This window comes from Bradyrhizobium sp. BWC-3-1, assembly GCF_032917965.1.
Taxonomy (GTDB): Bacteria; Pseudomonadota; Alphaproteobacteria; order Rhizobiales; family Xanthobacteraceae; genus Bradyrhizobium; species Bradyrhizobium canariense_D.
In genome coordinates this window covers 5189097-5202935 of record NZ_CP136625.1, presented here as the reverse complement: position 1 = coordinate 5202935, position 13839 = coordinate 5189097, and the positions used below count along the sequence as shown (strand labels likewise).

The window sequence follows — 13839 nt, the reverse complement described above, 5'->3', positions numbered from 1 at the left end:
TGCGATGCACAATATTGGAGGCCTAGGGATTCGAACGCCTCCTCGAGGGACACCAAGAGGAGTTTTGACTTGTCACTCGCAGCAGATTTTGGACTTGAAGTAACCAACCGCCCGAAGTCCGTTCAGGGCTACGTGCGGACCTTGAGCCAGCAGGAAGAATTGCCGCTTTTGCGCGATCACCTGCTGAGGCTCGATGCCGAAAGCCGGCACGACCGCTTCAACGGTTTTCTCGACGACAGTTTTATCGAGCGTTACGCCGCCCGCTGTGCCGAGGACGGCACCGTTATTGTCGCCTATATCGTCGATGGCGTGGTCCGCGGTGCGGCCGAGCTGCATCCGCCCGAGGGCGATTCGCTGCCCGAGGTCGCCTTCAGCGTGGAAGCTTCGGCGCGGCGCCAGAACGTCGGCACCGTGCTGTTCAGCCGCCTGATCGCGGAAGCGCGCTGGAAAGGCTACAAGCGCCTGCGCATCACCACCGGCGCCGAGAATCACCCGATGCGCGCGCTCGCCAGGAAGTTCGGGGCGCATCTGCAATTCCGTCATGGCGAATCGACCGGCACGATCGATCTCGCCAAGGCGCCTGAGGACGAACTCGCTGATCTCGCGGCCTCGCCATTCAGGGCCGGCCGCGCTCTTATCAGCTTCAACTCGACCTGCTGGAAGATCATCTCCAGCATCTACGGCAATCGCGCCGCCTGACCTGAAAAATCCGATTGGAATCAAAAAAGCGGACCGGCAAAACCGGTCCGCTTTTGTATTGTATGTAGGGACTAGGCCGTCAGGTGCCGGTGCGCTTGTCGTTGCCGAAGCGGCGCACGACACGGCGTTCGACCACCACCGAGCGCTGCGCACCCTGTTCGCCGGCGATCACGCGGGTCGAGGTGATGCGGCTGTTGGTGCGAACCTGCTTCTTGACCTCGGCCTGGACGACATCGAGCGGCATGCCCATCAAGGCTGCGGCGATCTCGGCCTGCTGCTCCTGATCATCGGTGATGCCGACGGCGGCGAAGATCGCCTCGTCTAAGGTCGGGGGATCGTGGCGCACGCGCCGCGTGCCATATTTGGTATTCCAGTCTGCGTTCATAACGGCCTCGTTTCGATGCCGCGATACCTAGTGCCGTCTATGTTGCATTGCAATATGAAATCGGTGTGGCATCTCAGCTATGCACCGGTTGGGTGTCAGGGTAGTGACGGGAGACCGGCAACATCCGCAACCCGCTGTTGTGGCCAGCGTTTCAGCGCCGCCTGGCCAGCTTCCGTCAGCCCGTAGATTCCCCGCTCGGTGCGTTCGAACCAGCCATACACATTGTTAAGCATGATCTTGCCGGCATCGGGACAGCGCCGGCGCAATTCGCTCACCCGCCGCGGGCCTGCCGCGAGCTCCGAGGCGCAGGCCAGTGCCTGCTGCCGATAGGCCGTCATGATCGGCGCGCGCGTGCTGCCGCCCAGCGCCGGATCGCCCTGGCGGCGCTGATGCTCTGCGACCAGGCGCGAACGGACCTTCGGCTCCCGGCGTGGGGCTGCCGTCGGCGGCTTCACCAGCACCTCGACCTGACCGCGGTCGGTCACCCCGAGCATGCCGAAGCCGAGGCGGCGACAGAGATTGCGATAGCGTGCGTCGGTCTCGCGTCCCTTGCCGCGCGCTGACATCTTTGCCGCAATCCAGACCTCGTCGCCGGCCGGTGCACGATCGACCGCCTGAAGGATCAGCTCGAGATTGAAGGTCAGCTTGAGCTCGCCGATCACCACCACCGGAGGATCGCCGGCGCTGAGGCCCACGAGATCGCAGCCGCCGATCTCGCCCTTGACCGTGAAGCCGAGCTCTTCGAGGAAGCGTTTGACAGGCAGATAGAGCGTGGTTTCCAAAGGAAGCTTCCGAATGTCACGTTCGATCGGAGAATCAGTCTGCGTCAGTTTAGCCCCGGAATGGACTTAGAGTTCTGCGCCATTTGATCGGGAACAGATGATCCGGCTATCCTGCGGGTGGGACAATCGGGCGCTTCACGAAGATGACCATCAGGAATGGGCTCTATCATATCCGCATCGAAATGCTGGATGCCGTCCAGGGCGGCAACCAAGGCGTCATGGTGATGCGCGACGGCACCATGCGGGGCGGGGACTCATTCTTCTTCGCCTACGGCAGCTACACCTCGGCCAACGGCAAGTGGAAGGGCGAGCTGACCAACGAGGAGCATTCCCCCTCGTTCGACGAGCGCCCGGTGTGGGGCCGCAAGGTCGTGACCATCGGCTTCAGTGGCACTTACAATGGCGAGACCGCGTACGGCGAGGGCATCGCGCTCGCCGGCAAGCAGAGCATCCGTTTCAGAGGCAATCTCCGGCTCTTGGTGCCGGATTGATTACACCCGCCCGCCAACCGGGATCAGCGCGCCGGTGACGCCGCTGGCGGCATCGCTGGCGAGGAACAGAATGACTTCGGCGAGTTCCTGCGGTGTCACCCATTTGGCGAAGTCGGCCTTCGGCATGTCGGCGCGGTTGGCCTTGGTGTCGATGATCGAGGGCAGCACCGCGTTCACGGTCACCTTGCCTTTCCACTCGCTCGCCAGCGCCTCGGTGAGCCGGTGGACGCCGGCTTTCGACGCCGCATAGGGGCCCATGCCGGAGCCGGCCTGAAGCGCGCCCATGGCCCCGATATTGACGATGCGGCCGGCCTTGGACGCGGCCAGATGCGGCAGGGCCGCCTGCGAGGCGTTGAGTGCCGTCAGCACGTTGAGCGCATGCATGCGCTGCCATGTCTTGACGTCGCCGTCGCCGACGGTCTCGAAGGCGAAGCCACCGGCGATGTTGACCAACGCGTCGAGCCCGCCAAAGTGTCTCGCCGCTGCCTCGACCGCCGTCTTTGCTTGTGCTGCGTCGGACAGATCGACGCCGCCGATCTCGATGCGCTCAGGCATCGCGGAGATTTGAGATGGCGCATGGTCGATGCCGGCCACGCGCGCGCCGCGTGCCAGCGCGGTCTCGGCGACCACCTTGCCGAGCGCGCCGAGTGCGCCGGTCACGATCAGAACCTTGCCTTGCATCATTGTTCTCCCGGCACGGCCGCTTAAGATTTACGGCCGCCTACGATTGCAGATAGCGCGCCTTCAGTGCGATCCGCTCCGGTGTGCCGAGCTCGAGACCGTCGCGCAAGTAGGTTTCGAGATCGCCATACTCGCTACCGACGGCCTCGAAAGCAGCCGCAAGATACGAGGCCTCGACGTTGCCGATCGCGTCGAGAACATCGGCGGGAAGATCGGAGACGTTTGATGCGTCGCGCTTGTAGTGCTGGTTGGTCAGCAGATAATCTTCGGCAATGACGTCATCAGATACGCCGAGCGCATGCAGGATCAGCGCGCTGGCAAAGCCGGTGCGGTCCTTGCCGGCGGTGCAGTGGATCACGAGCGGCGCGCGGTCCTCCAGGAGATGCCCGAACAGGTTGCGGAAACTGGCCGTGTTGTGGCGTACATAGTTGCGATAGGATTCGCGCATGAGTTCGAGCGCGACCGGCGCGGTCAACCTGCCCCTGCCGAGCTCGGCGCGCAGCGCAGCCACGACTGTCGGCTCGATCGGCAGCGAATGCACGGCGATCTCGTTGACCACGCAGACACCCGCCGCGCGTTCCTCGACGCCGCGAAAATCGAAGGCGCTGCGCACGCCCAACGCGCGGACGATCTCGATATCGGCAGCAGTGAGCTGGCCGAGATGGTTGGAGCGGAAGATCTGCCGCCATCGCGTGATACGGCCATCTGCGGTCGGATAGCCGCCGAGGTCGCGAAAATTGCTGGCGCCTTGCAGCGCGAGATGGCGGGTAGGGGAGTCTTTCATGGAGGTGTCTTGTCACGCATCTGAAGCGGTCGGTGAACGCCTGTGCGACCATATGATCCCGCAATCAGGTCCGGAATCAAAAAGGGCCGAAACACCGTTGTTTCGACCCTTTTTCGAACTGACGCCGGGCATCGAGAGACCGCGGCGGTATTGAACCGAACGCAGGCATCAGCGATCCCATTTCGGCTTGGCTTCATCGACTGCTTCCTGATGGTACCAGCTGCCGCTGCAAATCGTCTCGTTCACGGGGAGCGAGGCGTGGTTGGCGGGAAGGCGGGTCTCACCGTTGCGGCGCCCCCCGAGAGCCGAGCGGCCCCCGACAGGGAATTGGTAGATCTGTGCAGATCCGTGACTCAGTCCATTGTTCATCATTGCGGTATCTCCCGAGATCGCAGCGCTGGCCTCCATGGTGCGCCCGACTCGTTGGCTTGTGGTTACTGGAATCCCCATATCGGCCGTGCATTCCGAAATGCAAAGTGCTGAAAAGGAAATCACCCTTGGCCTATTTTGTAGGCAGACTGCATTCTGCTTCCTCTAAGGCAGCGCTCGGGTGGCTAACGCGTGGGCCGTTGCGAAGGTTGCGGGCGACGGTCGCAGTCTTGGCGAATATTGCCCGACGTTGATGCGCGTTTAGCCGGCAACCTTAGGCCCGGGCCGGCCTGCTTCAAAATCGGGCGATTTCCGCGGGATTTTTGCGATGCAGCTTCACGCAAAGGTGCGCCGCTATGACGCAGGCGCACTGGCCGATCCGCCGGGAGGGAAGAGGGGGCCGGCGGCGGTGGAAAACCTCCCGCGCTGCGGCCTTTTGGCACGTTAAATGCTTGGAAAGGGTCGGCCGATGTTGGCCGGGTAAACAATCGTGCGGGGGCCTGCGGCCCCCACCTTTCGCATCATCTACAGAGAGGCTCAATGACCAAGTATAAGCTCGAGTACATCTGGCTCGACGGATATACGCCGACTCCGAACTTGCGCGGCAAAACTCAGATCAAGGAATTCGCGTCGTTCCCGACGCTCGAGCAGCTTCCGCTCTGGGGCTTCGATGGCTCCTCCACCCAGCAGGCTGAAGGCCACAGCTCCGATTGCGTGCTGAAGCCGGTCGCGGTGTTCCCGGATGGCGCCCGCACCAACGGCGTGCTCGTGATGTGCGAAGTCATGATGCCCGACGGCAAGACCCCGCACCCAACCAACAAGCGCGCCACCATCCTTGACGATTCCGGCGCCTGGTTCGGTTTCGAGCAGGAATACTTCTTCTATAAGGACGGCCGTCCGCTCGGCTTCCCGGCCTCGGGGTATCCGGCGCCCCAAGGTCCGTACTACACCGGCGTCGGCTTCTCGAACGTCGGCGACGTCGCCCGCAAGATCGTCGAAGAGCATCTCGACCTCTGCCTGGCTGCCGGCATCAACCATGAAGGCATCAACGCGGAAGTCGCGAAGGGCCAGTGGGAATTCCAGATCTTCGGCAAAGGCTCCAAGAAGGCCGCTGACGAAATGTGGATGGCCCGCTACCTGATGCTGCGCCTGACCGAGAAGTACGGCATCGACATCGAGTTCCACTGCAAGCCGCTCGGCGACACCGACTGGAACGGCTCCGGCATGCACGCCAACTTCTCGACCGAGTACATGCGTACGGTCGGCGGCAAGGAGTACTTCGAGGCGCTGATGGCGGCCTTCGACAAGAACCTGATGGACCACATCGCCGTCTACGGCCCGGACAACGACAAGCGTCTGACCGGCAAGCACGAGACCGCGCCCTGGAACAAGTTCAGCTACGGCATTGCCGATCGCGGTGCTTCGATCCGCGTGCCGCACTCCTTCGTCAACAATGGTTACAAGGGCTATCTGGAAGACCGTCGTCCGAATTCGCAGGGCGACCCATACCAGATCGCTTCGCAGATCCTGAAGACGATCGCCTCCGTGCCGGCCGACAAGAAGGCCGCCGCCTAAGATCCTCCCGGCCCGGGCTGGGGGGCTGGCCCGGGTTGGACTTCGATCCGCCGAAGCCGAAAGGCTTCGGCGGATTTTTCATTTTGCTGACAGCCGTTGCGGAGACTCATCGGACCTCATGGCCGGAAACTTGTCCATCGCCGCCGAAAGCGGGATAGAGTGCGTCTGGGTGCGCGCAGGGCCGGGGACGGCTGGTGTTTGAAGGCTTCTACAAGGTGAGATTTCAGCTCGGCGACCGGGTCGGCCGGAGCGTGATGCATGCCGGCAACGGCAAGATGCTCGGCGGCAATTCGGCCTTCGCCCATATCGGCACCTACGTGAAGACCGAAGCCGGCGTCGACGTCGTGATCAACACCGTCCGCCACAACCCCGATCCGAACTATCGCGCCATGGCGGGCACGGACGATGCGACGTTGCTTGCCAAGGGCTGGGCCGACGGCGATCTCTATCGCTTCAAGGGCGAGCTCAAGGAGCTGCCCGGCGTACCCTTTCAGTCGTTGATGACACCGATCACCGAAGACGAGATGCCGATCGCCGGCGGTGTCGGCGAGGCCGGTATCGCCGACGGGCTCTACTCGGTGCATCTGCGCATGCTCGATGGCGTCGACGGCGGTCTCACCGGCGTGATGCTGCTCAACAAGGGCCGCATCCTCGGCGGCGATGCATCGTTCTATTATCTCGGCAGCTACACCGCCGCCAACGGGCGCTGGAAGGGCCAGATCCTCAATCAGGAGCACACGCCGGCCAAGGACGATCCGATCTTCGGCGGCCACGAGGTCGGCATCGGCTTCTCCGGCACCTATGATGCCGAAGAGGCGGTGGTGGAGGCAACGGCGCTCGCCGGCAAGCGCAGCCTGCGCCTGACCGCCGCGCTCAAGCTGATGCACCGCGCCTGATCGTCACGGGAATCGCTGATGGAAACAATTCGCATGCTCTCGACGCTCGGCCTGATGGGCGCGATGCGCAGCCTCTCCTCCGCGTACGAGACCGCGACCGGCGTCCACATCGATGCCGATTTCGCGCCGACGCTGGCGCTGCTCAAACGGTTGCGCGACGGCGAGGCCGCCGATCTCGTCATCCTCACCCGCGAAGGGCTCGACGAGATGATCGGCGAGGGCCGTGTGATCGCCGAGAGCGCTGCCGATCTCGCGCGCTCCTTCGTCGGCATCGCGGTGCGGGCAGGGCAGGCACATCCCGACATCGCCACGGCATCCGCACTGCGCAACACGCTGCTCGCGGCGCGGTCGGTGGCCTATTCGCGACTGGGGGCGAGCGGGGTCTATTTCGCCCGGTTGATCGCGCAGATGGGGATCGCGGAAGAGATCAACGCCAAGGCCACCATCGTCGAGCAGGGCTTTACCGCGGAGCGGCTCGTGAGCGGCGAGGCCGACCTCGCGGTGCAGCAGATCAGCGAGCTGAAGCAGGTCGAAGGCATCGAGGTGGTCGGCCCGATCCCGCACGATCTGCAAACGCCGGCCGTGTTCTCCGCCGGTCGGATGACAAACGCCGAGAACGCCGACGCCGCTGACCGGCTGCTGCGCTATCTGGCATCGCCCGAGGTGGTCCCCGTGCTGCGCCAATCGGGACTCGAGCCTTGAATTTGCCGAGACTGCGACGCAACCTGGCGTCCATGCGGACTTTCCTCGTTGCCATCCTTCTCACGCTTGCGGTGCCGTTGTCGGCGCATGGGCAATCGGCCGACCTCGTGCTGTGCGACCGGGTCGCGGCCGATCCCAGCGATCCCGACAAGCCGGCCGACGTCAGGGGCGCGACCGAGATTGCGGCCTCCGACGTTGCGACCGCCATCAAGTTCTGCAAGCAGGCCGCGTCGTCGTCGCGGCGCGCGATGTTCGCGCTCGGCCGCGCCTATGCGGCCAACCGGCAACCGGCGGACGCGATGGCAGCCTGGCGCAAAGCTGCCGACAAGGGATCGAGTGCGGCGATGGTCGAGCTCGGCGTGGCCTACGGTACCGGCTCCGGCGTCGCCAGGGACGAAGCGCAGGCGCGGAAATTGTTCGAGAAGGCGGCGCAGGCCGGCAATCCCCGCGGCATCAGCAATCTCGCCGCGCTTGGCGGCAGCGGCGGTGCCGCGCCGGCCGATCCGGCACAGGCGCGCGCATTGCTGGGCAAGGCCGCCGAGACCAACGCGGAGGCGCAGTACCAGCTCGGCATGATGCTCTCCGAAGGCACGGGCGGGGCGAAGGACGACGCCGCGGCGCGCGCGCTGTTCGAAAAGGCTGCCGCGCAAAACCATCCCGGCGCGCTGGAGCGGATGGGCGCCTTCGCGCAGGAGGGCCGCGGCGGGCCAAAGGACAAGGACGCCGCGAAATCCTACTACGAGCGCGCCGCAGCGCTCGGCGACGAGGATGCCAAGCAGGCGCTGGAGCGGCTGCGCTGTCCCTATGCGATCAAGGACAAGCAGGGCAAGCTCGTCACCACGCTGTGCTTCTAAAGCCCGATGAACGCGCTGTAGATTTATTTGTGAGCATGATCTTTTCGGGAAACCGCTGCGCATTTTTCCGGATCATGCCGTAGCGCCTCGGCCGGCGGGTTCGAAGCCGGCTTTGGTGAGTGCGCAAGGACCGTTCGCGACCGGCCAAACAAAAAAACTCGAAAAACAACCCCATGCACAGTAGCCAAGTGGTTGAAATCACAGGCCTGCAAATGGTGTGAAATCGCCATATGCGGAATTGCCGAAATTGCTTGCGCCGTCGGGCAAAACAGGCGCATGATGGCATCATGGCAGGGCGTGGCTTCGCGAATGGCCCTGCGCGAAAAAGCCCGATGGTCTTGATGCGATGGCAGTGCTAGGTAGCGCGTGCTTTCCTTATGATTTTGCGGGTCACTTGCGTTGCTGGACGGGCTCTACAAGGTTGAATACGGCGTCAACGATGCCTTCGGCCGCAGCATCATGTGCATGCATGATGGCAAGCTGCTGGGCGGAAATTCGGCCTTCGCGCATCTCGGAAGCTATTTCGAGCGCGACGGCGAGATCATCGCCGAAGTCATCACCGAACGGCACAACGACGATCCCAACTACAAGCCGCTGATGGGGGCTGATGTCGCCGCGATCGGCGCGCGCGGCCGACTCGTCGGCAACCAGATCCGTCTCGCGGGCAGCGCGGACACGATGCCGGGCGCCGGTTTCTGGGCCAATCTCACGCGGCTCGATGACGAGGGGTTGCCGCCGCAGGGGACGATCGGTCCAGGCGGGGTGGTGAACGGGCTCTATGCGATCCATCTGCGCGCGCTCGACGGCGTCGATGCCGGGCTCTCCGGCGTCATGCTGCTGATGGACGGCCGCATCCTCGGCGGAGATGCGTTCTTCTACTATCTCGGCTCCTATTCCTCGGCTGACGGCCGCTGGAAGGGCGAGATCCTCAACCAGGAGCATACGCCGGCAAAAGGCGAGAACCCCGTGTTCGGCGGCTATGAGGTCGGGATCGGCTTCTCCGGAACCTGCACGGCGGACAGCGGCGAACTCGAAGGCATCGCGCTCGCCGGCAAGCGCAGCCTGCGGCTCGCGGCCTCGCTCAAGCTGATGCGGCGGGCGTAGGGCGGTTACTCAAAGATTTGGGATCTCCGCTCGAGAGGCTCAACAGGCCTGACGTCCGAGCCGCGGCAATGTCGGCAAGTGACCCCCAAGCGGACATATCGAAATCAGGACAGATCGAAACGGCCGAGACGAGAAGCACTGCGGCTCAGCTAGGGAAGTCCTTTTGTCATCGTAAAGGGATTGAACCCACGTTCCGCAAGGGCAGCCCACGAAGCTGCGCCAAGATGTGACAATCGGAAATAGTTTCGCGGCTTGGTCGGGTCGGTGTCCAACACGAACCCCGTCGGTAACGCGCGGACAGTCGTGGCATAGAACCCACCATCGGGCGACCTCTGGGATTCGATGACAGCGATCAGCGATTCTGCCCTCTTCGTCTTGCCGAGCAATTTCATCAAGAGAGCCATTTGGCTCGTACCTTCGGTCCACACACCGTCTCGGTCTTCACCGTAAGAAAAGCCTCCGCCGACACTCATTCGCTGTTCGGCGGTCGTCATTGCCGATGCAAATTTCCCGGCCGCTCCGTGAAGCGCTGTTAAAGGCCAGATCTGGGCATCCAGAGCCAAAATCGGATTATGCGTGACACCGTCTTCAGCGGTTCCTGCGGCGAAACAGACGCACCCCGGATCCCACATCGTATTTACAAAGTACTCGGCAACCGTTGCCTTATCGCGCCAGCGCGAATCGCCTGTGCGGATCGCAAGAAGGCCAAACGCGGCGGCGAGGTCAGTATTATGTTCAGTCGATTTCCACGTCCGCACTTCCGGCGTCGGTTCGTGCCCAAACGTACCTCCCGTGAAACCGCCAGTACCGCGCGTATCGGCCCATTGCGCGACCCAAGCGCCAAGCCGCGCTGCACCATCGCGAAACGGGGAGCCGGTGTTCACATCATCAATCGACAGCAACGCCAACATGGCCCATGCCATGTTACCAACATCGCTTCCCACCTGATATCGATCCTCCAACCATTCGTTCCGATTATTGTCCCACCAACCCGGAAGTTTGGCGGAGCCATTCGCCACCACACCCGCGGCGTAAGCGTTTCGGAGCCGTCCATCATGCCAGGTCCGGTCATTATCGACGGCCCAGAGGATCGCCGCGCCCATCCGACTTGCTTTGTCTCGCTCACCGCAACCGACCAACGCGATGACGGCCACCGCATTGTCATAGAGGTATGCGGCGCCATGGAGAGGCCCCGATTCCACGGTCGGATAGCTGGGCAAAAACAACGGCCCTGGCTGCGCCTTATCAATTTGACTAGCGAGGTACCCGCATGCAGACGCTTCCGGTGTTGCCAAAGCCCGTAGTGGAGCGGTGGCTAAAATGATTATGAAGGTCGTTACGATCCATACGAAGGTTTCTATTCGGGCCACTTGGCCGTTCTCCAGGGTGGACGATGATTCTATATACCCATCGGCGAAGTCTGGAAGTGGCCCCATCGCAATCGCGCTTGCGGTGCCCGCTCATGTCCGAAGTTGAGGGTAGACCGCCCGCCCTGACTGCCCACGGCCGAAACCGGCGCTATTGACCCACCGCGGAGTCCGACGCATCGAGCTCCCCCCGAGGGTGTGGACGGTCGGGTTCCGATACTCGGAACTCATCGGGATCGCAACGGGATTCACATGCCTTAATGAAGCCGCGCACGACCGCTGCTTTAATTCGCGGTTCGGTAGCGAATTTGAGTAATGGGGGCGATCATGCAGGACTTTCAAGCTGAGCTGGCCTCTCGGCTCAACGACCTCTATTGCCGGCTCTCAGAACTGGAAAATCTTCGACTTCAGATCGAAGATGCGGAGCGATGCCATCGGGCTGTGATTGCACCGCCGCCCCTCGCAACTATTTCGCCGTCAAGCTCGAAAAGAGCCTGCACTTCGCTGAGGGAGCGGACGCGCTTTTGACCACCCGTGGCGGACATCGCTGTGTTGAGCTATAAGCGCAGGAGCGAACGTCCTTTTGGCATCATCTGATGGAGCAGCAAGGTCAGTGGCAGGTCGCTGGTAGTGCGCCCGAAGTGTACGAACGGGAGTTGGTCCCGGCTGTGTTTGGGCCATGGGCCCCCGTCCTGATAGACCTCGCTCGGCCGAAGCTGGGCGAACGCGTAGTCGATATTGCTTGCGGCACTGGAATAGTGGCGCGCCTCGCGGCGGTGAAGGTGGGCCCTACCGGGATCGTGACGGGCATCGATCTCAATCCTGGCATGTTGAACGTGGCACGATCGCTCGGGATGGCCGATGACGCTGCCTCGGTTCAATGGCAGGAGGCCAGTGCAGACAAACTGCCGTCCGCTGACAGCGCGTTTGATATTGCGTACTGCCAACTCGGCCTCCAGTTCTTCGCCGACAGACCAGCTGCTTTGCGCGAAATGCGCAGAGTTCTATCTTCAAGGGGAAGGCTCGCCCTCATGGTGTGGTGCGGCATCGATCAAAGTCCCGGGTTTGAATCTTTAGCCAAAATACTGGAGCGCCACATCGGTCCAGCGGCGGCCACAATCATGCGAGCTCCATTTGGACTCGCCGATGCCGATGAGCTGAGCCGACTTGTCGCTGCTGCGAACTTTCAGGATATCACGGTTCAACGGAGGGTCGGTGCCATCGAATTTCCATCCGTCGAACGATTTGTACCTAGCTATGTTGCGGGTTCGCCACTGGCCAGTCATGTATCGCAAGCAAGCGAGGTGGCTCGCGAACACCTGGCCGAAGATACCAAGTTGGAGTTGGGAAAATACGTGGGTAGTAGCGGGTTATCGTTCCCGATAGCGGCTCACCTACTCACCGCAACTGCTTGATACGTCCGCTGACGGCATGGCCCTTAGCGGACCGCTGGCCTAGCCGCGCGGCCCCCGAGGGAGTGGATGATCCGCCGGTTTGCACGGGAACTTTTGAGCACTTTTGCACTTATCAGTCCTGCCGCGATGGTCGCGCTAATCAAGCGCTCCATCGAACTCCTCCAAGCATCAGCTCCTAAAGTTCAAAGCCGAATGCCATCCGGTCGTCGACCTCCGAGCGATGCACCGTCCTGAGGGGAGTGAACTTCATCCATCCTTGCACGATGAGGCTTGAGCGGGGGCTCATTTGGCGATGCCCGCTTCTGGCCCGTGGCTGACCTCAGCCCAGAGCGCGGCGATGTCCGCTTCGTGCAAGTGACCCGACCAAGGTTATGCTGGCTGAAGAGGGCAGCCTTTGACCCCTGGCAGACCTAGGCTGGGCGCTTGCTCGAGCTGGTCAGACGATCATGAGACATCGGCTGCAGTATGCCGTACATCAGTGTCCGCCATAACCATTCGACCGGGCCGTACCTGTACCGGTCTAACCACCAACCGCTGACAAATACCTGGCAGACGTAGACGAAAAGCCCGATAGCCAGTGCTTCGGCCGCCCCGAGCTGCCCAAATAGCCCGAGGCCGTATCCGTAGAAAATCCAGCCAAAGATCATGGACTGAGCGAGGTAATTCGTGAATGCCATGCGCCCTAGCGGCGCAGCCCAGCCCAGCAATCGCTTGCCGTTCGCCAGATCGGCGACGGCGATGATCATTGCACCGTAGCCGAAAGCCAGCAGGATCGTGCCGGTGGGAGTGGCCAGTGCGCCGAGACCGACGCCCGCTACGACGCCGCTTACTCTTAGGAGGATCAAGACTGCGCCTAGCCCAGTACAGCTGATTGCTGTCAAGAACAGGAGTGGACGATCTCGCTTCCTCAAGGCATTGCTGCGCCAGACGAGGGCACCAATCAAAAATAGCCCTATCGTCCGCGGGAATACGTAGATGTGGAGAGGAACGATCACTGGGATTTCGCTGACCCGGAACGCCAGCACCTGCCCGAAGCTGCCCCCTGCATAGACCTGATTGGCTTCAAGCACATGGCGTTGCAACGAAGCCAAGCTGGGAAACAATCCAGGAGGGGACCACACCTGCATGGCCAAATACAGCGCCAGGAATGTCGCCGCGCCGCATGAAAGCAGCCAGCGGGGGCCAAACAGGAATGGTAGGACGACTAACCCTGCGATCGCATATTCGGTAAGAATGTCACCATTCCAGATCAGGAAAAGGTGAATCAGTCCAAACATCAGCAAGGCGATCAGACGGCGAAACAACAGAAGCGCGCGATGCGGGTTGGTCGAGAGGTGCTCATATTGAATGGCAAGTCCAACTCCGAATAACAGTGAGAACAGGGCAAATGCCTTCATATCGACCGCGAGCATCAAGACTGTCTCGACCGCGCGGTCAAACGGAGGTGCCGGTCGCCCGGCGGGTAAGAACTGCTCGAAGATTGAGACGCGGAATTCAGTGACGACGTTAATAGCAAGGACGCCGAGCAACGCCAGGCCGCGAAGCACATCGATAGTTTCGATGCGCTGCCTTGGGTTTACAGGGCCGGAGCGGCTCTCACAGCTTATGGCGACCATTGCACGAGCACTATAGGTTGGGGCAGGAGATTGGGCCAGTTCAGTTCTGGTATTGGCCTGCAGCGGACTTCGGTGCATCGGTACTAGAGAGCCTATGGTCGTGGATTCCGGGAGGAGAG

Annotated in this window: 15 protein-coding genes; 8 read left to right on the top strand and 7 right to left on the bottom strand. The window is 62.2% G+C overall.

The window, feature by feature from the left end:
* Window positions 1-69 precede the first annotated feature (69 nt).
* Window positions 70-699, top strand: a complete 630-nt coding sequence (locus tag RX329_RS25370; RefSeq protein WP_085352977.1) for a GNAT family N-acetyltransferase — start codon at window positions 70-72, stop codon at window positions 697-699.
* Window positions 700-778: 79 nt separating this feature from the next.
* On the opposite strand, the gene RX329_RS25365 is transcribed toward RX329_RS25370, so the two are convergent.
* Together RX329_RS25365 and RX329_RS25360 are read right to left on the bottom strand one after the other, a co-directional pair.
* Window positions 779-1084 carry a hypothetical protein gene (locus RX329_RS25365; RefSeq protein ID WP_007591844.1) on the bottom strand — a complete coding sequence of 102 codons (306 nt, stop codon included), beginning with the start codon at window positions 1082-1084 and terminating at the stop codon, window positions 779-781.
* A 95-nt stretch (window positions 1085-1179) separates the two neighbouring features.
* The gene (locus RX329_RS25360; protein WP_018456316.1) at window positions 1180-1866 is read right to left on the bottom strand and encodes a DUF2161 domain-containing phosphodiesterase; all 687 of its coding nucleotides are present in this window, start codon (window positions 1864-1866) and stop codon (window positions 1180-1182) included.
* Between the two features lie 143 nt (window positions 1867-2009).
* Between RX329_RS25360 and RX329_RS25355 the strand changes: the two genes are divergently transcribed.
* Window positions 2010-2357, top strand: a complete 348-nt coding sequence (locus RX329_RS25355) for a GrlR family regulatory protein (RefSeq protein ID WP_018456317.1) — start codon at window positions 2010-2012, stop codon at window positions 2355-2357.
* Here the strand turns inward: RX329_RS25355 and RX329_RS25350 are convergent, their stop codons facing one another.
* From RX329_RS25350 to RX329_RS25340, 3 genes are all read right to left on the bottom strand, one after another.
* Window positions 2358-3038: an SDR family oxidoreductase gene (locus tag RX329_RS25350; RefSeq protein ID WP_085353066.1), complete on the bottom strand. Its 681-nt coding sequence runs from the start codon at window positions 3036-3038 to the stop codon at window positions 2358-2360. It lies immediately after the preceding gene.
* Between the two features lie 40 nt (window positions 3039-3078).
* Window positions 3079-3822 carry a tyrosine-protein phosphatase gene (locus RX329_RS25345; RefSeq protein WP_085352978.1) on the bottom strand — a complete coding sequence of 248 codons (744 nt, stop codon included), beginning with the start codon at window positions 3820-3822 and terminating at the stop codon, window positions 3079-3081.
* 168 nt (window positions 3823-3990) lie between these two features.
* Window positions 3991-4191 carry a DUF2735 domain-containing protein gene (locus RX329_RS25340; RefSeq protein ID WP_371261365.1) on the bottom strand — a complete coding sequence of 67 codons (201 nt, stop codon included), beginning with the start codon at window positions 4189-4191 and terminating at the stop codon, window positions 3991-3993.
* Between the two features lie 540 nt (window positions 4192-4731).
* On the opposite strand from RX329_RS25340, the gene RX329_RS25335 reads away from it, so the two are divergent.
* The 5 genes from RX329_RS25335 (at window position 4732) to RX329_RS25315 (ending at window position 9322) form a co-directional block, all read left to right on the top strand.
* The gene (locus RX329_RS25335; protein WP_018456321.1) at window positions 4732-5766 is read left to right on the top strand and encodes a glutamine synthetase beta-grasp domain-containing protein; all 1035 of its coding nucleotides are present in this window, start codon (window positions 4732-4734) and stop codon (window positions 5764-5766) included.
* 194 nt (window positions 5767-5960) lie between these two features.
* Window positions 5961-6662: a GrlR family regulatory protein gene (locus RX329_RS25330; protein WP_085352980.1), complete on the top strand. Its 702-nt coding sequence runs from the start codon at window positions 5961-5963 to the stop codon at window positions 6660-6662.
* 18 nt (window positions 6663-6680) lie between these two features.
* Window positions 6681-7364 carry a substrate-binding domain-containing protein gene (locus RX329_RS25325; RefSeq protein WP_085384882.1) on the top strand — a complete coding sequence of 228 codons (684 nt, stop codon included), beginning with the start codon at window positions 6681-6683 and terminating at the stop codon, window positions 7362-7364.
* A gap of 32 nt (window positions 7365-7396) precedes the next feature.
* The gene (locus RX329_RS25320) at window positions 7397-8218 is read left to right on the top strand and encodes a tetratricopeptide repeat protein (protein ID WP_085352983.1); all 822 of its coding nucleotides are present in this window, start codon (window positions 7397-7399) and stop codon (window positions 8216-8218) included.
* Window positions 8219-8617: 399 nt separating this feature from the next.
* Window positions 8618-9322 carry a GrlR family regulatory protein gene (locus RX329_RS25315; RefSeq protein WP_018456325.1) on the top strand — a complete coding sequence of 235 codons (705 nt, stop codon included), beginning with the start codon at window positions 8618-8620 and terminating at the stop codon, window positions 9320-9322.
* 149 nt (window positions 9323-9471) lie between these two features.
* On the opposite strand, the gene RX329_RS25310 is transcribed toward RX329_RS25315, so the two are convergent.
* Window positions 9472-10692: a hypothetical protein gene (locus RX329_RS25310; protein WP_240543387.1), complete on the bottom strand. Its 1221-nt coding sequence runs from the start codon at window positions 10690-10692 to the stop codon at window positions 9472-9474.
* A 593-nt stretch (window positions 10693-11285) separates the two neighbouring features.
* On the opposite strand from RX329_RS25310, the gene RX329_RS25305 reads away from it, so the two are divergent.
* Window positions 11286-12104 (top strand): methyltransferase domain-containing protein, encoded by an 819-nt coding sequence (locus RX329_RS25305; protein WP_085352985.1) that lies wholly within the window; start codon window positions 11286-11288, stop codon window positions 12102-12104.
* Window positions 12105-12514: 410 nt separating this feature from the next.
* Here the strand turns inward: RX329_RS25305 and RX329_RS25300 are convergent, their stop codons facing one another.
* Window positions 12515-13720 (bottom strand): DUF418 domain-containing protein, encoded by a 1206-nt coding sequence (locus RX329_RS25300; protein WP_085352986.1) that lies wholly within the window; start codon window positions 13718-13720, stop codon window positions 12515-12517.
* Window positions 13721-13839 lie beyond the last annotated feature (119 nt).

What these genes read in the sequence shown, in the direction of transcription:
- RX329_RS25350 (WP_085353066.1), bottom strand. Translation starts at nt 3,038, where the DNA reads ATGCAAGGCAAGGTTCTGATCGTGACCGGCGCACTCGGCGCGCTCGGC.
- RX329_RS25335 (WP_018456321.1), top strand. Translation starts at nt 4,732, where the DNA reads ATGACCAAGTATAAGCTCGAGTACATCTGGCTCGACGGATATACGCCG.
- RX329_RS25340 (WP_371261365.1), bottom strand. Translation starts at nt 4,191, where the DNA reads ATGAACAATGGACTGAGTCACGGATCTGCACAGATCTACCAATTCCCT.
- RX329_RS25355 (WP_018456317.1), top strand. Translation starts at nt 2,010, where the DNA reads ATGACCATCAGGAATGGGCTCTATCATATCCGCATCGAAATGCTGGAT.
- RX329_RS25325 (WP_085384882.1), top strand. Translation starts at nt 6,681, where the DNA reads ATGGAAACAATTCGCATGCTCTCGACGCTCGGCCTGATGGGCGCGATG.
- RX329_RS25345 (WP_085352978.1), bottom strand. Translation starts at nt 3,822, where the DNA reads ATGAAAGACTCCCCTACCCGCCATCTCGCGCTGCAAGGCGCCAGCAAT.
- RX329_RS25320 (WP_085352983.1), top strand. Translation starts at nt 7,397, where the DNA reads ATGCGGACTTTCCTCGTTGCCATCCTTCTCACGCTTGCGGTGCCGTTG.
- RX329_RS25300 (WP_085352986.1), bottom strand. Translation starts at nt 13,720, where the DNA reads ATGGTCGCCATAAGCTGTGAGAGCCGCTCCGGCCCTGTAAACCCAAGG.
- RX329_RS25305 (WP_085352985.1), top strand. Translation starts at nt 11,286, where the DNA reads ATGGAGCAGCAAGGTCAGTGGCAGGTCGCTGGTAGTGCGCCCGAAGTG.
- RX329_RS25365 (WP_007591844.1), bottom strand. Translation starts at nt 1,084, where the DNA reads ATGAACGCAGACTGGAATACCAAATATGGCACGCGGCGCGTGCGCCAC.